We start from the raw sequence: 21,373 nt of genomic DNA, 5'->3' as shown, positions 1-21,373 counted from the left end.
GGCGCCGCTACAGTCGGAGCCATGTTCGAAAGTGCGTTCGATGTCGACCCCGACGCGGGTGAGGCGGAGTTGCGCGCGCAGGTCGAACAGCTCGAGCGGTTGAAGTCGTCTGCGGCCGCGGCGCAGGCGCGGGCCACTGCGCTGTGGGCGGCCAAACGGCGCGCCACCGAAGCCGCCTCCGGTATGCCGAAGCGGAAACGAGGCCGAGGTCTGGCGACGGAAGTTGCGCTGGCACGGAAAGACGCCCCGGTGTGCGGTAACACCCATCTGGGGATGGCCCGGGCGCTGGTCCACGAGATGCCCCACACGCTCGCCGCGCTGGAGTGCGGCGCCCTGTCTGAGTGGCGGGCCACGTTGATCGTCAAGCAGTCGGCCTGTCTGTCGGTGGAGCACCGCCGCCACCTCGACGCCGAACTGTGTGCGGACGTCTCCAAACTCGACGGATGGGGCAACAGGCGGATCGAGGCCGAGGCCAAGAAGATCACCACGCGCCTCGATGCGGCCGCGGTCGTCGCTCGGTCGGCCAAGGCCGCCGGCGACCGCTGCGTGACGATCCGACCGGCGCCGGACACCATGGCGTACGTGACCGCGCTGCTACCCGTAGCGCAGGGAGTGGCGGTCTATGCCGCCTTGAAGCGCGAGGCGGACACCACCTTCGACGACCGCTCGCGCGGCCAGGTCATGGCCGACACGTTGGTCGAACGGGTGACCGGACGGCCGGCCGAGAAGCCGGTGCCGGTGTCGTTGAACCTGGCGCTGGCCGACACCACGCTGGTCGGTGACGACGACGAGCCGGGCTGGTGCGAGGGATACGGGCCGGTGCCAGCCGGCGTGGTGCGCGCACTGGTCGGTGACGCGGTCGCCGACGAAGCGGCCAAGGCGACGCTGCGCCGCCTGTACCGCCATCCCGCCAGTGGCCAGCTGGTGGCGATGGAGTCGAAGGCCCGCACGTTCCCGAAGGGGTTGGCGGCCTTCATCGACATCCGCGACCAGACGTGCCGAACGCCCTACTGCAACGCCCCGATCCGCCACCACGACCACGCCGAACCGCACCGGCAGGGCGGTCCGACGAGCGCGCGCAACGGGCTCGGTGAATGCGAAGGCTGCAACTACGCCAAGGAGACGCCGGGCTGGACCGTGACCACCAGCGACGACGGCGGGGAGCACCGCGCCGAGTTCCGAACCCCGACCGGCGCGACCTACCGGTCCACCGCACCACCGTTACCGGGTCCGCCGGTTTACGCGAGGAGCATCATCGAGGGCGGCCTCAGCATCGACATCGTCAGGTTCGCCGCTGCGTGACATACCAGTCCAGAAGGGCCGGATCGTCGACGGCGGTCGGTTCGACGACGCGCGCCGGATCGCCGCCCTGGAGCAGCTTCTTGATCGGCACCTCGAGTTTCTTACCGGTGCGGGTGTGCGGGATGCCGGGGGCCAGCATGATGTCGTCGGGCACATGGCGCGGTGACACCTCGGCGCGGATCGTCTGGCAGATCCGGTCTTTGAGGTCGTCGGTGAGTTCGGCGCCCTCGGTCAGCGTGACGAACAGCGGCATCCAGTAGCCGCCGTCGGGTTGCTCGGCCCCGATGACCAGCGCCTCGGCGACCTCGGGCATCCGCTCGACGGCCTGGTAGATGTCCGCACTCCCCATGCGGATGCCGTGCCGGTTGAGCGTCGAATCCGACCGGCCGTGCACGATGACGCTGCCGTGGTCGGTGATCGTGATCCAGTCGCCGTGCCGCCAGACGCCCGGGAACATCTCGAAATACGCGTCGCGGTAACGGCTTCCGTCGGGGTCGTTCCAGAACTTCACCGGCATCGACGGCAGCGGTTTGGTGACGACGAGTTCGCCGACCTCACCCTGGACCGGCTGACCGGATTCGTCCCAGGCCTCGACGGCGGCGCCGAGGTAGGGCGCCGAGAGCTCACCGGGCCAGACCGGAACGGTCCGCACACCGCCGATGAACGCCGACACCACGTCGGTGCCGCCGCTGATCGAGGCGACCTGCACGCCGACGTTGTCGCGCAGCCACAGTGCCGAGGCCGGGGGCAGCGACGAACCGGTGATCCCGACGGTGCGCAGCGCGGACAGATCGTGCTCCTCGCGCGGGACGGAACCCGCCTTGTCACAGGCCAGCACATAGCCGGGGCTGGTGCCCAGCACCGTCGCGCCCACCCGGGCCGCGATCTCCCACAGCGTGTCGGTCGCGGGGTAGGTCGGGCTGCCGTCGTAGCAGACGATGGTCGCGCCGACCAGCAGCCCTGCCACCTGAAAGTTCCACATCATCCAGCTCGGGCTGGTGAACCAGAAGAAGGTGTCGTCGGCGCCGATGTCGGATTGCAGCGCAGCGGCTTTGAGGTGTTCGACCACGACCCCGCCGTGGCCGTGCACGATGCCCTTCGGCAGGCCCGTCGTCCCGGACGAGTACAGCACCCACAGCGGGTGGTCGAAGTCCACGGGGACCGGTTGCAGCCGTCCGCCGTCGGCGGTGACCTCGGCCCAGTGCAGCCAGTCGGCGTCGGGCGCGCCCACCCCGATCCGCGGCACCAGCACCGCGGCCCGCACCGTCGGCAACCCGGCGCGCAACGCGGTGACGTCGGCGGTCTTGTCGTGTGTCTTCCCGCCGAAGCGGTACCCGTCTGCGGCGATCAGCACCACCGGTTCGAGTTGGCCGAGCCGGTCCAGCGCGGCCTTCGCGGTGTAGTCCTGTCCGCACGCGCTCCAGATCGCCCCGATGCTGGCGGTGGCGAGGAAGGCGATGACCGCCTCGGGCACATTGGGCAGATACCCCGCGACGCGGTCACCCGGCCCGACACCCAGCGACCGCAGTGTGCGCGCGAAACCGGCTGCCCGCGTGAGCATCTCATCCCACGAGATCTCGGTGACGTCACCACCCTCGGCGACGTAGAGGATGGCGGGCCGGTCGGTGCGGGCGTGCCGGACGACCTGGTCGGCGTAGTTGAGCTGTGTCCCCGGGAACCACCGCGCACCGGGCATCGCATCGTCGGCGAGCACTTCGGCGGGCGCAGTACCGAGGTCGAAGTACTCCCACAGCGCACCCCAGAACCCGGCGAGGTCCTCGACCGACCACCGCCACAGCGCGTGGTAGTCGGATACGTCGGCGCCGGTGCGCTGCTGGACGAAGCGGGCGAAGTCGGTGACGCGGGCGCCGGCGATGTCGTCCTCGGTCGGCGTCCACTGCGGTTCGCTCACCGGGCGCTCCATCCGCCGTCCATGGTGTAGGCCGCACCGGTCACCATGCCGGACTGCGGCGAGGCCAACCAGCCCACCAGCGATCCGACTTCGGACGGTTCGACGAGTCGCTTGATGGCGCTCTCCTTGAGCAGGATCTGGGTCACCACGTCATCTTCACCGATGCCGTGCACCTTGGCCTGATCGGCTATCTGTTTGGTGACCAGCGGGGTTCGGACGTAGCCGGGGTTGACGCAGTTACTGGTCACCTGATGCGGTCCGCCTTCCAGCGCGGTCACCTTCGACAGCCCCTCGAGCGCGTGCTTGGCGGTGACGTAGCCGACCTTGTACTCCGAGGCGCGCAACCCGTGCACCGACGAGATGTTGATGACCCGGCCGAATTTCTGCGCGTACATGTACGGCAGCGCCGCGCGGATGAGCAGGAACGGCGCCTCGACCATCAGCGTCATCAGCATCCGGAAGTTCTCCGGGGCGAAGTCGACGATCGGGTCGATGCGCTGCACACCGGCGTTGTTGACCAGGATGTCGGTGTCCAGTGCGAGACCTTCGAGCGCCGACACGTCGAGCAGGTCCACCACCCAGGCGCTGCCGCCGATCTCGTCGGCCAGTGCGGTAGCGGCCGTTTCGTCGCGGTCGGCGACGGTGACGGTGGCACCGCGGGCGGCGAGTTCGCGTGCACACGCCTCCCCGATCCCGCTGGCACCGCCTGTCACCAGCGCGGTGCGCCCGGCGAGATCCCTCATGCGCCGCTCCTGGCCGCCTCGCGGGCGAGGTCCTCGCGGTCGGCCCGGTCCACGTCGTGCAGGTCGATGCCCTTGGTCTCACGGGTGAAGAAGACCGCGACCAACGTGATCGCACACGCCACGGCCAGATAGATCGCGATCGGCACCGACGAGCCGTAGATGTCGAGCAGTTTCACCGCGATGAGCGGCGCCAGTGATCCGGCCACGATCGAGGTGACCTGATAGCCGAGGGAGACACCGGAATACCGCATCCGGGTCGGGAACATCTCCGCCATGATCGCCGGCTGCGGCGCGTACATCAGCGCGTGGATCATCAGGCCGATGCTGACCGCTGCCGTCACGACGACATAGCTGCCGCTGTTCATCATCGGGAACGCGAAGAAGCCCCACGTCGCGCCGAGGACCGCGCCCACCACGTACACCGGGCGGCGGCCGAACCGGTCCGACAGCCACCCCACGAGCGGCACCACCGCGAAGTGGATCAGGTGCGCCACCAGCAGGTACCAGAGGATGTCGCTGGTGTCGGCGCCGACCTGGACCTTCAGATACGTGATCGAGAAGGTGACCACGAGGTAGTACATGATGTTCTCGCCGAACCGCAGGCCCATCGCGGTGAAGACGCCGCGCGGGTAGCGCTTGAGCACCTCGACCACCCCATACGAAGTGGCCTTGGCCCGCTCCACCTCCTGCTGGGCGGCGACGAAGATCGGCGCGTCGGTGACCTTGGTGCGGATGTAGTAGCCGATCAGCACCACCACCGCGGACAGCCAGAACGCCACACGCCAGCCCCACGACAGGAACGACGTCTCGGGCAGCGTCGACGTCAGGACGAGCAGCACGATGGTGGCGAGCAGGTTGCCGACGGGCACACCGGCCTGCGGCCAGCTGGCCCAGAAGCCGCGTTCCCGGTTGGGGCTGTGTTCGGCGACCAGCAGGACCGCGCCGCCCCACTCTCCGCCGACGGCGAAGCCCTGGATGAAGCGCAACGCGACCAGCAGGGCCGGTGCCCAGTAGCCGATCTGGCCGTACGTCGGCAGGCAGCCCATCGCGAAGGTGGCGGCACCGACGAGCAGGAGGCTGAACTGGAGGAGCTTCTTACGGCCGTACTTGTCGCCGAAATGCCCGAAGACCACGCCTCCGAGCGGGCGGGCGACGAAGCCCACCGCGTACGTCGCGAACGCGAGGAAGATCGCGTTGAGCTCGCTGGTGGTCTCCGAGAAGAAGATCTTGTTGAACACCAGCGTGGCGGCGGTGCCGTAGAGGAAGAACTCGTACCACTCGACGACGGTGCCAGCCATCGAGGCCACGACCACGCGTTTGAGGCCGGTGGTGATCGCGTCCGGGGGGCTGGTGTCCGGTGGTGAGGGATTCTGCGTGCTCATCGAGGGCTCCGTTCATGACCGGGGGCATACAGACGGGTGGTGTGTGACTGCCCCCACATGGCTGTGAGTATTCATGCACGCCGGACCCGCCCGCAATGGCCAACCGCGCACCATCGATCTGCAAAACTGCAGACATGCCCATTTCATCTCCGCGTCGCCCCAGCGCGGACGATCTCCTCGTCCTGCTTGCGGTGGGCCGCACCGGCCGGTACACCACGGCCGCGGAGGAACTGGGCCTCAACCACACGACGATCTCGCGGCGCATCGCAGCCCTGGAACAGTCCATCGGCGGCCGGCTGGTGGCCCGGGTGGCCGGCGGCTGGGAGCTGACTGACCTCGGCCGTGAGGCGCTGGCCGCCGCCGAGGCCGTCGAGTCCGCGGTGCGGTCGCTGAGCGTCGACCCGGCCGGGCGCCGCGCACTCGAAGGCGTGGTGCGGATCTCGGCGACCGACGGGTTCAGTGCCTATATCGTGGCCCCGGCCGCAGCACTGGTGCAGCGCGACCATCCCGGCGTCGCGGTCGAGATCGTTGCCACGACCCGGCGGGCGTCACAGCAACGCTCGGGGCTCGACGTGGAAGTGGTGGTCGGTGAACCGCAGGTGCACCGAGCCGAGGCCATTCGCCTGGGTGACTACTGCCTCGGGCTGTACGGGTCGCGCGACTATCTGGCCGAACACGGGACGCCGAGCGACATCGATGACCTCGCCCGGTATCCGCTCGTCTACTTCATCGACTCGATGCTGCAGGTCGACGACCTCGACTCCGCGACGGGGTTCGCGCCGGCCATGCGGGAGTCGGTGACGTCGACGAACGTCTTCGTCCATGTGGAGGCCACCCGCGCGGCGGCCGGGTTGGGACTGCTGCCGTGCTTCATGGCGGACCGGCACGACGATCTGGTCCGCGTGCTGCCCAACGCGGTGTCGGTGCGGTTGACCTACTGGCTCGTGACCCGCGCCGAGACCCTGCGCCGACCGGAGGTCGACGCGGTGGTCGAGGCCATCCGGGCGCGGGTGCACGAACAGCGTGACGTGCTTCTCGGCGCGCCCTGATTCGCGTGGTCGCTGGTCGCCCGGCCGGACGGGGCGCCCGGACAGTTACTTCTTGAACGCATCCTTCACTTTTTCGCCCGCGTCCTTCAGGCTGGACTTCGACTGATCGGCCTTGCCCTCGTTGGCGGTGCTCTCGTCTCCGGTCGCCTTACCCAGCGTTTCCTTGGCCTTACCGCCGAGGTCCTCGAGCTTGTTGTTGGCTTTGTCCGTACCGCTCACTATGCGTACTCCTTAGGTTCGCAGTCGACCAGTCGGCCGCTGCACCGTCGGCATACCCCGCGCGTCGGGACGCTGAAACTACCGACCGCATGTCACTCGCTCCGCAGATGCGGGTCGAGCATGTCCCACCAGGCGCGCGACATCCGATCGAACTCACCCTCGCAGGAATCGGCGCGGTCCTCGGGCACCAGACCCTCGTCGACGATGAAGGCGTTACCCGCCGGATCGGCGCCGTAGATCCAGCACTGGAAGTTGTACATCCGGGCGAGGTCGTATTCGTGCACATCCCAGAACGGGAAATCCTGGGCCGCCCCGCCGTCCTGCTCACTGTTGGCCTCGAACATGCGCGCATAGGCGGCGGCGGCCCGCACGTCGGTGGGATCGATCGCCCCGGTGTCGTCGGGTTCCAGCAGCATCACCGCGGCCAGTTGGTCGGCGACGTCCTCCTCGCGCCCGGTGAACGGCAGGTCGTACAGGTCCAGGGTGGCGTGCCCGAGTTCGTGGTAGAACGTCGCGCGCTCCGCACCGATCGTCGCGGCGACGGGATCCGGGTCGCCGGCCTGCTCGAACGTCGTCAGGCTCAGGTCGGCGTCCTCGTAGCAGATCGTCACCGTCCGGTCGTCGGAACTCCAGAACGCGTTGGCCTCATCGCACTGGGCGCCGACGAGGCGGACGTCCTCGGGCAGGACGAACGAGTCGTTGACGTCGGCCGCCAGCGATTCGAGCAACCGGTTCTCGGTGAGGACCCTGCGGCCGTTGACGGCCTCCGGTGTGGCGGCGTCCTCGTAGACGACGGTCATCTCACCCGACGACTCCGCCGCGGGTGACGGCTCCACTTCGGCTGCGCCCTGGCGGTTTTCGGAGCACCCCGCGGCAAGCAGGAGTGCGCAGATCGCGGCTGACGACCGCATGACGGTGTTCGACACAACCGTCAACATGTCATGGACTACAGCCAGGTGTCCGGAGTTGTGGCCGTGAGGAACGCCTCGAGATCGTCGCGCCAGTGCGCCGGCGAGTTCTTGTCGGGTTCGATGCCGGTGTACTCGCCGCGGTAGAACAGCAGCGGCCGCGGCTTCTTCTTCGGTACCTCCGACAGCGAGTGCACGGCGCCGAACACCACCAGGTGGTCACCGCCGTCGTGCACCGAGTGCACCGTGCAGTCGATGTGTGCCAGGTTGCCGTCGATGATCGGCGAGCCCAGCTTCGACGGTGTCCAGTCGATGCCGGCGAACTTGTCCGGTTCGCGTGAGCCGAACCGCGCGGAGACGTCTTTCTGCTTCTCGTGCAACACGTTCACGCAGAACCGGCCGCTGGCCTCGATCGCCTTCCAGGACCGCGACACCTTGGTCGGGCAGAACAACACCAGTGGCGGTTCGAGAGACAGCGCGGCGAACGACTGACAGGCGAACCCGACCGGTGCGCCGTCGTGCATGGTCGTGATCACCGTGATGCCGGTGCAGAACTGGCCGAGCACGTTGCGGAACGTGCGCGGGTCGATGCTCGTCTCGGTCACGGTGCGTCCGCGGCCTACTTGAAGCCGACGCTGAAGTCGTGACCCCACAGGCTGACCGCGGTGCTCTCCCGGGCGATCCAGTTCTCGTCCTCGACTTCGAGCCCCTCGCAACCGAATTCGACGTCGAAACCGCCCGGCGTCTTCATGTAGAACGACAGCATCTTGTCGTTGACGTGACGGCCGAGCGTCGCCGACATCGGCACCTTGCGACGCAGCGCCCGGTCCAGGCACAGCCCGACGTCGTCGCTGTTCTCCACCTCGATCATCAGGTGGACGATACCGCTCGGGGTCTCCCCCGGCATGAACGCCAAGCTGTGGTGGCGAGGGTTGACCCCGAAGAACCTCAGCCATGCCGGTGCACCGTCGGCGGGTCGGCCGACGAGCTGGGGAGGCAGCCGCATCGAGTCGCGCAACTTGAAACCCAGGACGTCGCGGTAGAAGTGGGTGGATTCGGCGTCGTCGCGGGTGGTGAGCACGACGTGCCCGAGCCCCTGCTCCTCGGTGACGAACTTGTGCCCGTACGGGCTGACCACCCTGCGGTGTTCGAGCGCGACGCCGTGGAAGATCTCCAGTGTGTTGCCGGACGGATCGTCGAAGGTGATCATCCCGTCGACGCGGCGGTCGGCGAGTTCGGCGGCGGTGGCCTCCTTGTACGGGGTGCCCTCGACGTCGAGCCGGTTGCGGATCTCCTGCAGGCCTTCGGCGTTGGCGGTCTCCCACCCCGACTGCAGCAGCCGGTCGCGCTCACCCGGCACGATGACCAGGCGGGCGGGGAACTCGTCCATCCGCAGGTACAGGGCACCGTCCACGGTGCCCTTGCCCTCGACCATGCCGAGCACCTTGAGCCCGTACTCCCGCCATGCGGCGACGTCGGTGCTCTCGATCCGGAGATAGCCCAGCGACCGGATGCTCATCGTGTGCCTCCGAGGAAATCAATGGTGAGGTTGTTGAACTCGTCGAACTTCTCGAGCTGCGCCCAGTGTCCGCACTGGCCGAAGACGTGCAGTTGTACGCGGGGAATCTGCTTGAGCGCGACCAGCGCCCCGTCGAGCGGGTTCACCCGGTCCTCGCGACCCCAGATGAGCAGTACCCGCTGGCGCAGCTTGTACACCTCACGCCACATCATGCCGAGCTCGAAATCCGGTCCGGCGAAGGACTTACCCATCGCCCTGGTGGCGGCCAGCGACTCCGGCGTGCTGGCGATCCGGAACCGCTCCTCGACCAGTTCGGGGGTGATCAGGCTCTGGTCCCAGACCATGATGCGCAGGAACTTCTCGATGTTCTCGCGCGTCGGTTCGGCGGCGAAACGGCCGAGCAGCTTGACGCCCTCGGTGGGGTCCGGTGCGAACAGGTTGACACTCAACCCGCCCGGGCCCATCAGCACCAGCCGGCCCGCCCGGTCGGGATTGTCGAGTGCGAACCGCACCGCGGTTCCGCCGCCGAGTGAGTTGCCCACCAGCGCAGCACGTTCGATACCGAGGTGGTCGAAGAGGTTCAGCAGCGCGTTGGCGCTGTAGCGGTTGTACTGCTCGTGCTCGGTGTGCTTGTCGGAGAGGCCGTAACCCGGCTGGTCGACCGCAAGCACGTGGAAATGCCGCGCCAGCACCTCGATGTTCTTCGAGAAGTTCGACCAGCTCGAGGCGCCGGGGCCGCCACCGTGCAGCAGCACCACGGTCTCGGGGTGGCTGACGCCCGCCTCGTGGTAGTGCAGCCGCATGGCAGGACCCTTGCCGCTTACTTCCGCAAACCGCGAGGTGGACTCGAAGGTGATCTCGACCTGCGACTCGGTCTGTTTGATGTAGGACGTCATCTCGGAAGATCAGACCATCGTGTCCTGCGGCGGCAACCCGAACGCGTCGTTGCCGAAGATCAGGTAGGCCCGCTCGGGTTCGTTGGCGGCGTGGACGCGGCCGGCGTGTGCGTCGCGCCAGAACCGTTGCACGGGCTGGTCGATACCCAGCGCCGTGGCACCGGACGCCTCGAACAGCAGGTCGATGGAGGCGATGGCGCGGGCGGTGGCGCGCACCTGGTCGCGGCGGGCCCTGGCGCGCAGCTCGAACGGGATCTCCTTGCCGGCGGCCAGAAGTGCGTACTCCTCGCCGACGTTGCCGATCAGCTGGCGCCAACCGGCGTCGATGTCACTGGCGGCTTCGGCGATGCGGATCTTGGCGAACGGGTCGTCCTTGGACTTCTCGCCGGCGAACGCGGCGCGCACCCGCTTGCCCTGATGTTCGACGTGGGCTTCGTAGGCGCCGTAGGCCATACCCATGATCGGCGCGCTGATGGTCGTGGGATGCATTGTGCCCCAGGGCATCTTGTACACCGGGGCGGTGTTGTTCTCGAATCCGCCCGCGGTGCCGTCGTTCATCGCCTTGTAGGACAGGAAGCGGTGCCGCGGGACGAAGACATCCTCGACGACGACGGTGTTGCTGCCGGTGCCTTTGAGCCCGACCACATTCCACACGTCGTCGATGCGGTACTCGCTGCGCGGGATCAGGAAGCTGCCGAAGTCGACGGGCTTGCCGTCCTTGATCACCGGGCCGCCGAGGAACGCCCAGGTGGCGTGATCGCATCCGGAGGACCACTGCCAGGCGCCGCTGACCCGGTACCCGCCGTCGACCACGGTGCCCGCACCCATCGGCGCGTACGACGACGACACCCGCACCGACGGATCGTCGCCCCAGACCTCGTCCTGGGCCTTCTGGTCGAACAGCGCCAGGTGCCAGTTGTGCACGCCGATGATCGAGGCGACCCAACCGGTCGACCCGCACGCGCTGCCGAGGCGGCGCACCGCTTCGTAGAACAGCGACGGATCGCACTGCATACCGCCCCACTGCTGGGGTTGGAGCAGCTTGAAGAAGCCGATCTCGTCGAGATCCTTCACCGTCTCGTCGGGCAGGCGGCGCAGATCTTCGGCCTCCTGCGCACGCTGACGCAACGTGGGCAGGAGGTCGTCGATACCGCTGAGGACCGCCTGCGCGTCGCGCTGTTCAATGGACGTCACTGCCTGCCTCCAAGATGCGGGACTGAAACGGGGCTGTAGAAAGATTAGAACACGTTACGATTTGTGTCGAGCAGCGTGACGCTGCAGCGGCTGGACCTGCGAAGGTGCATTTTTGTAACCTGTTCTAGTTCTGCTACTCCGGACCGGACAGAAAGGTGCGCGTCGTGACGGACGAGCCACTCGGTAGCCACGTGCTGGAACTGGAGGTGGCCGACGTCGTCGAGGAGACCGCCGACGCACGCTCCCTGGTGTTCAAGGCGGGTGCCGACATCCCGGCCGAACGGCTGCGCTACTCCCCCGGCCAGTTCCTCACGCTGCGTGTGCCCAGCGACCGGACCGGATCCGTCGCGCGGTGCTACTCGCTGTGCAGTTCGCCGTTCACCGACGACCCGCTGACCGTGACGGTCAAGCGCACCGCCGACGGCTACGCCTCGAACTGGTTGTGCGACAACGCCCACCCCGGCATGAAGCTTCACGTGCTGGCCCCGTCGGGCACCTTCGTCCCGAAATCGCTCGACACCGACTTCCTGCTGATGGCCGCAGGCAGCGGCATCACCCCGATGCTCGCCATCCTGAAGTCGGCACTGGTCGAGGGCAGCGGGAAGGTGGTGCTGGTCTACGCCAACCGCGACGAATCCAACGTCATCTTCGCCGGCACGCTGCGGGAGCTGGGCCAGAAGTACTCCGACCGGCTCACCGTCGTGCACTGGCTGGAATCCGTGCAGGGTCTGCCCACCGCGACCGCGCTGGCCGGCCTGGCCGCCCCGTACACCGGTCACGACGCCTACATCTGCGGACCGGGTCCGTTCATGGCCGCCGCCGAGGAGGCGCTGACCAGCGCGGGCACCGCCGCCGACAAGATCCACATCGAGGTCTTCAAATCGCTGGAGTCCGATCCGTTCGCCGCGGTGGTCATCGAAGAGGACGACAGCGACGAGGGCCCGGCCACCGCTGTGGTGACCCTCGACGGCGAGACCCACGAGATCCGCTGGCCGCGCAACGCGAAGCTGCTCGACGTGCTGCTCGACAAGGGCCTCGACGCGCCGTTCTCCTGCCGCGAGGGCCATTGCGGCGCCTGCGCGGTGCTCAAGAAGAGCGGCGAGGTCGAGATGGAGGTCAACGACGTGCTCGAGCAGTCGGACCTCGACGAGGGCCTCATCCTGGGATGCCAGGCGATGCCTCGTTCGGATTCGGTCGAAGTCACTTACGACGAATAGCGAAGGGCTAACTTCAACACGATGAACCGGCTCGCAGCGGCAGGTGCGGCGGCACTGCTGACCGCACTGCTCACCCACCCCGCGACGGCGGCGGCCGCCGCCAATTCGGCGATGACCTCGATCGCCGTCGACCCGGCCACCAAGATCGAGATGCACGTCAACGCGAACTGCGTGGGCAACAGGTGCATGTTCGACACCACCGCGAATCTGATGACCCCCGGCGGGCCGACCGGCTTCCCCGGCGACGCCTGGTCACGACAGACGATCACGCTGCGCAGCAACGACCGCAACGTCTGGCAGGAAGCCGAGTACAGCGCCCCTGCCGGGACACCGCGAGAAGTCAAGGGCGCCAACCACAACAACGTGCTGTCCAAGATGTACAAGTCGTTGCGCGACGTCGAGATCTCGGTGAGCTCATTCGGCGGTGGGCCGATCGAGCGCTACCGCATCGACGGCGCCTCCATGCCGACCGAGTGGGCCACCGGCCAGCTCGCCACGCGGGCGGCGTTCATCGTGTGCAGTCACATCCAGGTGGTCTACGGCGGGGTGAACCTGACCACCCCGGACGCCTGCGCGCAGACCACCTTCGGCTGACCTACCGGGGCAGGCCCAGCAGACGCTCGCCGGCCAGGGTCAGCAGGATCTGCTCGGTGCCGCCAGCGATGGTCAGGCAACGCGTGTTCAGGAAGTCGTGCACCTGCTGGTTGACCACGGCGCCTGCCCCGTCGGACAGATCCATCCGGAACTCCGCCAGCCCCTGCCGGTACCGCACGCCGATCAGCTTGCGGGCGCTGGATTCCGCACCCGGGTCCTGCCCACCCACGGCCTTCTGCGCGATCCGCTGATCGAGCAACGAGCCCACCTGCGCGGTGAGGATCAGCCGGCCGAGCCGGTCCTGATCGGCCGCGTCGAGCCCATGTTCGGCCACGGTGCGCAGCAGCTCCTCCATCGGGTTGCCCAACGCGGTGCCGCCGGCCATCGCGATCCGCTCGTTGGCCAGCGTGGTGCGCGCCAACCGCCACCCGTCGTTGACCTTTCCGACGACCATCTCGTCGGGCACGAAGACGTCGTCGAAGAACACCTCGTTGAACAGTTCGTCGCCGGTGATCTCGCGCAGCGGGCGGATCACGATGCCCGGGCTCTTCATGTCGATGAGGAAGTACGTGATGCCCTTGTGTTTCGGGGCGTCCGGATCGGTGCGCGCCAGGCAGACTCCCCAGTGCGCCTTGTGCGCCGCCGACGTCCACACCTTCTGCCCGGTCAGCCGCCAACCGGAGCTCTTTGTGCCGCTCGCGGACACGCCTTCGGCCCGAACCGCTTTCGTGCGCAGTGCGGCCAGGTCCGAGCCGGCACCCGGTTCGCTGAACAGCTGGCACCAGGACAGCTCACCGCTCAGGGTGGCGGGGACGAACTGCTCGATCTGCTCGGGGCTGCCGTGTTCGAGGATCGTCGGCGCTGCCCACCAGCCGATCACGAGGTCGGGCCGCTGCACCTGCGCTTCGGCGAGCTCCTGATCGATCAGCAGCTGCTCGGCCGCCGACGCCGCCCGGCCGAACGGTTTCGGCCAGTGCGGCGCGAGCAGACCCGCCTCGGCGAGCGCGGGCTGACGCTGTTCGGCAGGCAGCTTCGCGATCTCGGCGACCGCGGCACGGATCTCGGGCCGCAGCCCCTCGACCGAGTCGAGGTCGATCCGCAACTCGCGACGCACCCCCTGCTGGGTCAGGTCCGCGATGCGGCGCAGCCACCGCGAGCGGCCACCGAGGGCCTGCGAAATCCCGTACGCCCGGCGCAGATACAGGTGTGCGTCGTGTTCCCAGGTGATCCCGATACCGCCCAGCACCTGAATGCAGTCCTTGGCGTTGGCCTCCGCCGCGTCGATCCCCGCGGCCGCGGCGACCGCGGCCGCAATGCTCAGCTGCCGCTCGTCGCCCTCGGTGACGGCGCGGGCGGCGTCCGCCGAGGCCACCGAGACCTGCTCGGCGCGCAGCAGCATCTCCGCGCACATGTGCTTGATCGCCTGGAAGCTGCCGATCGGCTTGCCGAACTGTTCGCGCACCTTGGCGTACTCGGTCGCGGTGACCAGTTGCCACCGGGCCAGACCGGCCGCCTCGGCGGCGAGCAGTGTCGCGGTGAGATCCGCCAGCCGCTCGGCGGTGACGTCGAGCGTGACGACGGCTGCGTTGTCGAGCACCACCCGGGCCAGCGGACGGGAGAAGTCCGTGGCGGTCAGCGGTTCGACCGTCACCCCGTCGGCGGTCGCGTCGACGAGGACGACCGCATCACCGGCCGGCAGCAGCAGCAGCCCGGTGGGGTCGGCGCCCAGCACGTGCGGCGCGACGCCGGAGGCCGTCCCGCCGTCGAGGGTCAGCTCCGCCGTCAGCGTGAGGCCGGCGGTGCGTTCCCCGGACGCCAGCGCCTCCAGCAGGTCGGCGTCGGCGACCACCAGCGTCGCCAGCGCCGTCGTCGCCACCGGTCCGGGCACCATGGCCGCGGCGGCCTCGTCGACCATCGCGCACAGGTCGGCGACCGTGCCGCCGGCGCCACCCTGATCCTCCGGGATCGCCACCCCGAAGATGCCGAGTTCCGCCAGGCCCGAATACGCCCGGCGCCAGGCGTCCGCATCGCCCTGCTCGACCTCGCGGGCGGCTTCGGACGCCCGCGACGCCGCGGCCCAATCGCGCACCATCTCCCGGGCAGCAAACTGCTCGTCGGTACCGGGGCCGGACCCCGACAGCACTGACTGGGTCATTTCCGGACTCCTAGCCTCGGGTGAGAAGGCCATACTCCTCACTAGAACGTGTTCTAATGGTGACAGTGTTCGACCGTCAAGTCGACCGGCATCGCAGCAGCCCACGTGGCCGACGCCACCAGGGCTGAGGCGAGAAAACGGAGCCCGGCATGCGTATCGTTTTGGGGGGATACGCACGATGAAGGAGCATCACACGGCATGTCGTCGCCAGCAAGCAGCTCGGGTTCTCGGCCACGCGAGGTGATGAACGTGGCGGTACTCGCGGAATCCGAACTCGGCTCCGAGGCGCAGCGGGAGCGGCGTAAGCGGATCCTCGACGCGACCCTCGCGATCGCGTCGAAGGGCGGTTACGAGGCGGTGCAGATGCGCGCGGTCGCTGAACGCGCGGACGTCGCCGTCGGCACCCTCTACCGGTACTTCCCGTCGAAGGTGCACCTGCTGGTGTCGGCGCTGGGCCGCGAGTTCGAGCGGATCGACGCCAAGACCGACCGTGCCGCGCTCGCCGGCGGTACGCCGTACCAGCGGCTGAACTTCATGGTCGGCAAGCTCAACCGGGCAATGCAGCGCAACCCGCTGCTGACCGAGGCCATGACGCGGGCGTTCGTGTTCGCCGACGCGTCCGCCGCCGGTGAGGTCGATCACGTCGGAAAGCTGATGGACTCGATGTTCGCGCGCGCGATGAGCGACGGTGAACCGACCGAGGACCAGTACCACATCGCCCGCGTCATCTCCGACGTCTGGCTGTCGAACCTGCTGGCGTGGCTGACCCGCCGCGCCTCGGCGACCGACGTGAGCAAACGGCTCGATTTGGCGGTGCGGCTGCTCATCGGCGACGGCGACCGCCCTAAGATCTGAACGCGTGGCCGACGGCGTACCGACAGATCTCCGCCAGGCGCTCGACGGCGCCGCACGACTTCCGCGTCTGCTGATCGCCTGTGACTACGACGGCACGCTGGCGCCGATCGTGTCCAACCCCGCCGACGCCCGTCCGCTGCCCGCGTCGGCGGCCGCGGTGGAGGAACTGGCTGCGCTGCCCGCCACCACGGTCGCGCTGATCTCCGGCCGCGCACTGGGCGTGCTCAAGGAACTCTCCGGGGTGTCCGGCCGTGTGCACCTCGTCGGCAGCCACGGAGCGGAGTTCGACACCGGGTTCCTGTCCCCCATCGATGAGCGAGCCGAAGCACTGCTGGTCGAGATCAAACAGACCCTCGACGAGATCGCCGCCGAATACGCCGGTGTGACAACCGAACTCAAACCCGCCAGTGTCGCGCTGCACGTGCGCAACGCCTCGACCGACGACGGTGAAGCGGCGATGCACCGCGCGAACGAGGCGGCCGCGCGGTGGGATGCGCAGGTCACCGACGGCAAGGCGGTCAAGGAGTTCGCCGTCATCCAGACCGACAAGGGACAGGCCGTCGACATCCTGCGCGATCAGCACGACGCCTCGGCGGTGCTGTTCCTCGGCGACGACGTCACCGACGAGAAGGCGTTCCGCCGGATGCGCGACGGCGACATCGGTGTGAAGGTCGGCCCCGGCGACACCGCGGCGGCGTACCGGGTCGACGAACCCCGCGACGTGGCCGAGGTGCTCGAGTACCTGCTGGCCGTGCGGCGTCGTGCTCACTCCTGACGAGCTGACCGCGCGGACCACGCGGGCCGTCGCGGCGGCGGCCTCCGCCGGACGCCACCTCGGTCTGCACGTCGACGAGCCGCGTGTGCTCTACGACGTCTTCTCCGTCATCGTGCACCTGGCGCCCGCGCCGGTGGCGGTGCGGGTTCCGACGGTGCTGCCGCCCTCGCTGCGAGCCCGCCCCGACCGGCAGACGGCTCAGCAGCAAGCCGAACTCGCGGTCGCGGGCTGGTTGGCCGACCGCGGCTTCCCGGTGGTGCCGCCCAGTCCCCTGGTGCCACGCGAACCCGTTGTCCGCGACGGTTTTTCGATGACCTTCTGGCAGTATCTGGACGCCGTCTCCGACGCCGAGCCGGACTGGCCGCAACGGTGCGCGTCGACGGCGCGGCTGCATGCCGCGCTGCGTGACTACCCCGGTGAGGGGCTGGGGTTCTGGACGCAGTTCGACACCTACATTCCCGCGGCCCTGGCCGAACTCGAACACCACCCGGACCTGCTCGCCAGAGCTGATCTGCATCGGGCACAACGGGATTGGGACCGAATCGCGCCGATACTGACGTCGCGCGCGGCGTTCGAGTCGGCGTTTCCCGGCGTCGACGTCCAGCCGATCCACGGCGACGCACCGTTTCACAACATGATCGTCACACCCACCGGCGAATACTGGTCGGACTTCGAGTCGGTGACGCTGGGCGCGGTGGAGTCGGACCTCGCGATGGTCGGACCCGAGGGCCGGGCCGCCTACGACGCGGCCGCCACCGAACTCGGTCTGCGCACACTCGACGACCGGGTGGTCGCGCTCACCGAGTCGGCGGGTCTGCTCGCCGCGGTGGCCTGCCTGGCGATGGCGCCGCAGTTGCCGATGCTCGTCGATGCGCTCGCCCCGACGGTCGACCTGTGGCGCGCCCGCAGCGGGTAGCGGTCAGGCGGGCGCACCGGCGGTGCGGCCGCGCACCATGCGGGTGTCGAGGATGTCGACGACGGGCAGACCGTTACGGGGTGGCTGGTGCAGCAGCCTTCCCGCGCGACGCCCCTTCTCCATACTCGGTTGGACGACCGTGGTCAGTCCGCGGCGCACCGCATCGGGGATGCCGTCGAACCCCGTGACCGTCATCTGTCCCGGGACGTAGATGCCGCGCGAGCGCAGATGGTCCATCGCCGACAGCGCGAGCACGTCGGCGGTGCACATCAGCGCCGTCAGCCGCGGGTTGGTGGCCAGCGCGACCTCGGCGGCCGCGCCGCCCGAAGTGGGCAGGTGCTCGTAGCTCTCGACGACCGTCACCGCGCGCTGATCGAGTCCGGCCGCGGCGATCGCGTCGAACACACCTCCGATGCGCTCACGCTGAACGTGGAAGTGCGGTGTCCGCAGCCGGTCCGGATGGGCGACGGCGGGGCGGGGATCGCCGTCGGGCCGGTCCAGGCCGAGCCGCATCGTGAGCAGTCCGATGTCGCGGTGGCCAAGGCCCAGAACGTATTCGGTCAACTCACGCATCGCCGCGCGGTCGTCGATACCCACGCGGGAGGTGCCGGGGACGTCTTTGGGTTGGTCGACCACCACCACCGGCAGGTGCCGCTGCTGCACGACCGGAAGGTACGGATCGTCGTCGCTCGCGGAGTAGATGACGAAACCGTCGACGCCGGCGGCCAGGACGGCGGCCGAACCGTCCGCCACGCTGCGGTTCGGCCCGATGGCGACCAGGAGCAGCCCCTGGCCGGCCTCCTCACACGATTCCGCAAGGCCCGCAACGAAATCCAGTGCGGCCGGATCGCTGAAGGAGTAGTTGAGCGGTTCGGTGATCATCAGCCCGACCGCACCGGCCCTGCGGGTGCGCAGCGATCTGGCCACCGGATCGGGGCCGGGGTAGCCGAGGCGTTTGGCGGCGCTGAAGATTCGCTCGCGCAGTTCGGCCGACAACTGGTCCGGCCGGTTGTACGCATTGGAGATCGTGGTGCGGCTGACCTTCAGTTCCGCGGCGAGCGAGGCCAGGGTCGCATGGCGCCGCGGCTCCGCACTCCTGGACATGCTCTGCCACGTTAGCCGATGCGGGCGCCGTCAGGTGACCAGCACGCGGTCGGCCGACGACCGCAGGCCGCGTTCGACCGCCCACACCACCGCCCACACCCCGCACGCGATGGTCACGATGATGAAACTGGGTGGGGCGTTGAACATCGCCGACAGCGCGAGGCCGAACCAGACCGCGACCAGGTTCACCGCCGTCGACAGCGCGATCGCCGCCGCGGGGCGCGCGGTCAGCATGATCGCCGCCGCGGCGGGCGTCACCACCAACGCGAACAGCAGCAGCGTCCCGACCGCCTGTACGGCCATCGTCACCGTGAGACCGAGCAGCACCATGAACACCACCGAAAGGCCGCGCACCGGTACGCCCTTGGCGTCGGCCACCTGGGCGTTGACCGAGGTGAACAGCAGCGGCCGGTAGATCACGCCGATACCCGCCGCCAACACGCCGAGCAGCACCGCGAACGACACGATCTGCTCGCCGGTGATCGCCAGCAGATTGCCGAACAACACGTTGGTCATCGTGCTCGAATTGCGTGTCGCCAGAGAGTTGAACAGCAATCCGAGCCCCGTCGCCATGGCCAGCACCGTCCCCGTCGCCACCTCACGGTCGGCCGCCCGCCGCCCCAGCGCGCCGATGACGAGTGCACCACCGATGCAGAACACCCCGAGTCCCAGTGCCACCGGGAGTCCGAGCAGGGCGGCGCCCGTCGCGCCGGGCAGACCGATGTGGGCGAGTGCGTGGGCGGCGAACGCGGTGTTGCGGACGACGACGAAGTATCCGATCAGCCCGGCGGCCAACGCCACGATGGTGCCGCCCACCAGTGCGTTGCGCATGAAGGCCGACGTCAGGATCTGCCACCAGTTGTCCTGGTAGGAGAGCGCCACAAGCGAGGTCGTCACCGCATCCTCCGCACGTAGAGATCGCCCTGCGGGGTGTGCACCACTTCAACAGCGGCGCCGTACAGGTGGGTGAGCAGTGTGTCGTCGACCACCCCGTCGAGGGTGTCGTAGTGCGGATGCCCGTCGAGCAGGTAGATCGCCCCGGTGAGGATGGGCAGCAGCGGATTCAGATCGTGCGCCACGACCAGCACGGTGACCCCGAACTGCTCGTTGACCGTCTTCACCAGCGCGACGAGTTCGTGCTGACTGCGCATGTCCAGTGCGGCCAGCGGTTCGTCGAGGATGAGCATCCTCGGGCGGCCGACCAGCGCTTCGGCGAGGGCGACACGCTGACGCTGGCCGCCGGACAGTTGGGACAGGCGCCGGTCCGCGATCGCCGTCGCGTCGACTGCGGCCAACGCCCTGTCGACGCGCTCACGGTCCTCGCGCGAGGCCCGGCCCAGACCCCACCGGTGTCCGTTGAGACCCAGCATGACCGCATCGCGGGCGCGGATCGCCTCACCGGCGTTCGAACCGTAGTTCTGTGGGACGTAACCGATCTGGCCGTTGAGCGCACCCGGTGGCCTGCCGAACACCTCGACCCGGCCGGTCGACGGCGGCAGCAGGCCCAGCACCACCTGCAGCAGGGTGGTCTTACCCGCGCCGTTGCTGCCGATGACCGCGACGACACCGCCCGCGGGAACGTCGAAGTCGGCCTGCGACCAGACCGTGTGACGCCCCCTGACCACGCTGACGTCGCGGAACGTCAGCGCCGGCTCAGCCGCCGACACCGAGCGCCTCGGCCAGCGCCGAGAGTTGGTCGACCTGCCAGGCCTGGAACGACGCGGCACCGGGCGGCACGGACTCCGTCACCTCGACGACGGGCACTCCCGCCTGTTCGGCGGCGGCCCGGATCTGTTGTGGGACAGACCCTTCGGTCTGCACGTTGTAGATGAGGACGTCGACGCCGCGGTCGCTCAGCAGGCGCAGGAACGCGTCCAGATCGGCCGGTGAGGGGTCGCTCTCGTTCGCGGCGGCGGCCTGGTAGCCGGGCGGGGTGCGGTTCGTCAGCCCGACGGCGGCGGCCATGTCGTCGAAGACGTTCTCGGTGGCGGCGTAGGTCTTGCCTGCGGCCGTGGCTTTGATGGATCCGATGACCTGATGGTAGGGCGCGAGCGCATCGCCGAACTCGGCCTGACGTTCGGTGAAGTAGTCCGCCGCATCGGGTGCGAGCCTGCCGAGCTCCGCGGTGACCGCATCGGCAACCGCCGTCACCGCGGCGGGGCTGTACCAGATGTGCGGGTTCGCAGCGTGCATGTCCGCGCCGACGTCGGCAGCCTCTGCGCTCACCTCGGCCGCATCGATCACCGGTGCGTCCGGTGCCGATCCCTCGGCGAGTTTGGAGGCCCACTCGTCGTAGTGGCCGCCGTTGACGACGATCAGTTGCGCACCCTCGAAGAGCGCCGCGTCCTTGGGTGCGGGTTCGAAGTCGTGCGGGTCGACCGACGAACTCGCGACCACGGTGGAGACCGTCGCGCACTGGCCGCCGAGCTGGGAGACGATGCCACCCCACTGGTCGACACTGACCACCACCGACACCGGCTCCGTCGGGCACTCACCGCCGGGTTGCTCGCTCGGCGCCGCCGAATCGCCGCCTCCCGAGCAGGCGGTCATCGCGAGGGGCACGGCGGCCGCCGCAAAACCGGTCGTCAACACACGTCGAAGTTTCAGTCGCACCCGTTAATGATAACGGTTTG

At 68.7% G+C, this 21,373-nt stretch carries 21 protein-coding genes; 7 read left to right on the top strand and 14 right to left on the bottom strand.

What is annotated here, in order from left to right; genetic code table 11:
* Positions 1-21: 21 nt before the first annotated feature.
* Complete coding sequence (locus G6N49_RS27135) at positions 22-1,302, top strand: 13E12 repeat family protein (RefSeq protein WP_041925173.1); 1,281 nt, start codon at positions 22-24, stop codon at positions 1,300-1,302.
* On the opposite strand, the gene G6N49_RS27130 is transcribed toward G6N49_RS27135, so the two are convergent.
* Genes G6N49_RS27130 through G6N49_RS27120 form a run of 3 tightly spaced genes read right to left on the bottom strand, consistent with a single transcriptional unit; the run spans position 1,283 to position 5,339 of the window.
* Positions 1,283-3,214, bottom strand: coding sequence for an acetoacetate--CoA ligase (locus G6N49_RS27130; protein WP_011857170.1), 1,932 nt, complete (start codon positions 3,212-3,214; stop codon positions 1,283-1,285). The genes G6N49_RS27135 and G6N49_RS27130 overlap by 20 nt on opposite strands.
* Entirely contained in the window at positions 3,211-3,957 is a 747-nt protein-coding gene (locus G6N49_RS27125; protein WP_011562078.1) for an SDR family oxidoreductase, read from the bottom strand. Before G6N49_RS27125 ends, G6N49_RS27130 begins: the two co-directional genes overlap by 4 nt.
* Entirely contained in the window at positions 3,954-5,339 is a 1,386-nt protein-coding gene (locus G6N49_RS27120) for an MFS transporter (RefSeq protein ID WP_011562079.1), read from the bottom strand. Before G6N49_RS27120 ends, G6N49_RS27125 begins: the two co-directional genes overlap by 4 nt.
* Before the next feature lie 95 nt (positions 5,340-5,434).
* On the opposite strand from G6N49_RS27120, the gene G6N49_RS27115 reads away from it, so the two are divergent.
* Positions 5,435-6,388: a LysR family transcriptional regulator gene (locus tag G6N49_RS27115; protein ID WP_011857171.1), complete on the top strand. Its 954-nt coding sequence runs from the start codon at positions 5,435-5,437 to the stop codon at positions 6,386-6,388.
* A gap of 45 nt (positions 6,389-6,433) precedes the next feature.
* Here the strand turns inward: G6N49_RS27115 and G6N49_RS27110 are convergent, their stop codons facing one another.
* The 6 genes from G6N49_RS27110 to hsaA all read right to left on the bottom strand — a co-directional run bounded on the left by G6N49_RS27110 (position 6,434) and on the right by hsaA (position 11,124).
* Positions 6,434-6,607: a CsbD family protein gene (locus G6N49_RS27110; protein WP_011562081.1), complete on the bottom strand. Its 174-nt coding sequence runs from the start codon at positions 6,605-6,607 to the stop codon at positions 6,434-6,436.
* A gap of 92 nt (positions 6,608-6,699) precedes the next feature.
* Positions 6,700-7,545 carry a DUF4344 domain-containing metallopeptidase gene (locus G6N49_RS27105; RefSeq protein ID WP_235679584.1) on the bottom strand — a complete coding sequence of 282 codons (846 nt, stop codon included), beginning with the start codon at positions 7,543-7,545 and terminating at the stop codon, positions 6,700-6,702.
* A gap of 8 nt (positions 7,546-7,553) precedes the next feature.
* Complete coding sequence (gene hsaB, locus G6N49_RS27100; RefSeq protein ID WP_011768383.1) at positions 7,554-8,120, bottom strand: 3-hydroxy-9,10-secoandrosta-1,3,5(10)-triene-9,17-dione monooxygenase reductase subunit; 567 nt, start codon at positions 8,118-8,120, stop codon at positions 7,554-7,556.
* A 14-nt stretch (positions 8,121-8,134) separates the two neighbouring features.
* Positions 8,135-9,034 (bottom strand): iron-dependent extradiol dioxygenase HsaC, encoded by a 900-nt coding sequence (gene hsaC / locus G6N49_RS27095; protein WP_011857172.1) that lies wholly within the window; start codon positions 9,032-9,034, stop codon positions 8,135-8,137.
* Positions 9,031-9,930, bottom strand: a complete 900-nt coding sequence (gene hsaD / locus G6N49_RS27090) for a 4,5:9,10-diseco-3-hydroxy-5,9,17-trioxoandrosta-1(10),2-diene-4-oate hydrolase (RefSeq protein WP_011562085.1) — start codon at positions 9,928-9,930, stop codon at positions 9,031-9,033. Before hsaD ends, hsaC begins: the two co-directional genes overlap by 4 nt.
* A 9-nt stretch (positions 9,931-9,939) precedes the next feature.
* Entirely contained in the window at positions 9,940-11,124 is a 1,185-nt protein-coding gene (gene hsaA / locus G6N49_RS27085) for a 3-hydroxy-9,10-secoandrosta-1,3,5(10)-triene-9,17-dione monooxygenase oxygenase subunit (protein ID WP_011562086.1), read from the bottom strand.
* A gap of 164 nt (positions 11,125-11,288) precedes the next feature.
* On the opposite strand from hsaA, the gene G6N49_RS27080 reads away from it, so the two are divergent.
* The gene (locus G6N49_RS27080) at positions 11,289-12,341 is read left to right on the top strand and encodes a ferredoxin--NADP reductase (RefSeq protein WP_011857173.1); all 1,053 of its coding nucleotides are present in this window, start codon (positions 11,289-11,291) and stop codon (positions 12,339-12,341) included.
* 21 nt (positions 12,342-12,362) lie between these two features.
* Positions 12,363-12,935, top strand: a complete 573-nt coding sequence (locus G6N49_RS27075; RefSeq protein WP_011857174.1) for a hypothetical protein — start codon at positions 12,363-12,365, stop codon at positions 12,933-12,935.
* A gap of 1 nt (position 12,936) precedes the next feature.
* On the opposite strand, the gene G6N49_RS27070 is transcribed toward G6N49_RS27075, so the two are convergent.
* Positions 12,937-15,090 (bottom strand): acyl-CoA dehydrogenase family protein, encoded by a 2,154-nt coding sequence (locus G6N49_RS27070; protein ID WP_011857175.1) that lies wholly within the window; start codon positions 15,088-15,090, stop codon positions 12,937-12,939.
* A gap of 198 nt (positions 15,091-15,288) precedes the next feature.
* Here G6N49_RS27070 and kstR point away from each other — a divergent pair, with 198 nt between their 5' ends.
* The 3 genes from kstR to G6N49_RS27055 are packed head-to-tail and all read left to right on the top strand — an operon-like array spanning position 15,289 to position 17,636.
* The gene (kstR, locus tag G6N49_RS27065; RefSeq protein ID WP_011562090.1) at positions 15,289-15,945 is read left to right on the top strand and encodes a cholesterol catabolism transcriptional regulator KstR; all 657 of its coding nucleotides are present in this window, start codon (positions 15,289-15,291) and stop codon (positions 15,943-15,945) included.
* A gap of 4 nt (positions 15,946-15,949) precedes the next feature.
* Positions 15,950-16,720, top strand: coding sequence for a trehalose-phosphatase (gene otsB, locus G6N49_RS27060; RefSeq protein ID WP_011857176.1), 771 nt, complete (start codon positions 15,950-15,952; stop codon positions 16,718-16,720).
* A complete protein-coding gene (locus G6N49_RS27055; protein ID WP_011857177.1) occupies positions 16,707-17,636 on the top strand; it encodes a phosphotransferase in 930 nt (309 codons plus the stop codon). Before otsB ends, G6N49_RS27055 begins: the two co-directional genes overlap by 14 nt.
* 3 nt (positions 17,637-17,639) lie before the next feature.
* Here G6N49_RS27055 and G6N49_RS27050 read toward each other — a convergent pair whose 3' ends face one another.
* Genes G6N49_RS27050 through G6N49_RS27035 form a run of 4 tightly spaced genes read right to left on the bottom strand, consistent with a single transcriptional unit; the run spans position 17,640 to position 21,290 of the window.
* The gene (locus tag G6N49_RS27050; RefSeq protein ID WP_011857178.1) at positions 17,640-18,740 is read right to left on the bottom strand and encodes an Rv3575c family transcriptional regulator; all 1,101 of its coding nucleotides are present in this window, start codon (positions 18,738-18,740) and stop codon (positions 17,640-17,642) included.
* 30 nt (positions 18,741-18,770) lie between these two features.
* On the bottom strand, positions 18,771-19,637 hold the full coding sequence (locus tag G6N49_RS27045) for a metal ABC transporter permease (RefSeq protein WP_011857179.1): 867 nt from the start codon (positions 19,635-19,637) through the stop codon (positions 18,771-18,773).
* Positions 19,634-20,407, bottom strand: a complete 774-nt coding sequence (locus tag G6N49_RS27040; protein WP_011857180.1) for a metal ABC transporter ATP-binding protein — start codon at positions 20,405-20,407, stop codon at positions 19,634-19,636. The genes G6N49_RS27045 and G6N49_RS27040 overlap by 4 nt, the downstream gene beginning before the upstream one ends.
* The gene (locus tag G6N49_RS27035; protein WP_011857181.1) at positions 20,394-21,290 is read right to left on the bottom strand and encodes a metal ABC transporter solute-binding protein, Zn/Mn family; all 897 of its coding nucleotides are present in this window, start codon (positions 21,288-21,290) and stop codon (positions 20,394-20,396) included. The genes G6N49_RS27040 and G6N49_RS27035 overlap by 14 nt, the downstream gene beginning before the upstream one ends.
* Positions 21,291-21,373 lie beyond the last annotated feature (83 nt).

The organism is Mycolicibacterium monacense, assembly GCF_010731575.1.
In the GTDB taxonomy this organism is placed as follows: domain Bacteria; phylum Actinomycetota; class Actinomycetes; order Mycobacteriales; family Mycobacteriaceae; genus Mycobacterium; species Mycobacterium monacense.
Note: the sequence above shows the minus strand (reverse complement) of the source record. Positions and strands in the feature narration are given on the sequence as shown.

Coding starts and splice junctions, on each gene's coding strand:
- G6N49_RS27035 (WP_011857181.1), bottom strand. CDS start 21,290: ATGACCGCCTGCTCGGGAGGCGGCGATTCGGCGGCGCCGAGCGAGCAA.
- G6N49_RS27120 (WP_011562079.1), bottom strand. CDS start 5,339: ATGAGCACGCAGAATCCCTCACCACCGGACACCAGCCCCCCGGACGCG.
- G6N49_RS27075 (WP_011857174.1), top strand. CDS start 12,363: ATGAACCGGCTCGCAGCGGCAGGTGCGGCGGCACTGCTGACCGCACTG.
- hsaD (WP_011562085.1), bottom strand. CDS start 9,930: ATGACGTCCTACATCAAACAGACCGAGTCGCAGGTCGAGATCACCTTC.
- hsaC (WP_011857172.1), bottom strand. CDS start 9,034: ATGAGCATCCGGTCGCTGGGCTATCTCCGGATCGAGAGCACCGACGTC.
- G6N49_RS27125 (WP_011562078.1), bottom strand. CDS start 3,957: ATGAGGGATCTCGCCGGGCGCACCGCGCTGGTGACAGGCGGTGCCAGC.
- G6N49_RS27115 (WP_011857171.1), top strand. CDS start 5,435: ATGGCCAACCGCGCACCATCGATCTGCAAAACTGCAGACATGCCCATT.
- kstR (WP_011562090.1), top strand. CDS start 15,289: ATGTCGTCGCCAGCAAGCAGCTCGGGTTCTCGGCCACGCGAGGTGATG.
- G6N49_RS27105 (WP_235679584.1), bottom strand. CDS start 7,545: ATGTTGACGGTTGTGTCGAACACCGTCATGCGGTCGTCAGCCGCGATC.
- G6N49_RS27070 (WP_011857175.1), bottom strand. CDS start 15,090: ATGACCCAGTCAGTGCTGTCGGGGTCCGGCCCCGGTACCGACGAGCAG.
- G6N49_RS27135 (WP_041925173.1), top strand. CDS start 22: ATGTTCGAAAGTGCGTTCGATGTCGACCCCGACGCGGGTGAGGCGGAG.
- G6N49_RS27050 (WP_011857178.1), bottom strand. CDS start 18,740: ATGTCCAGGAGTGCGGAGCCGCGGCGCCATGCGACCCTGGCCTCGCTC.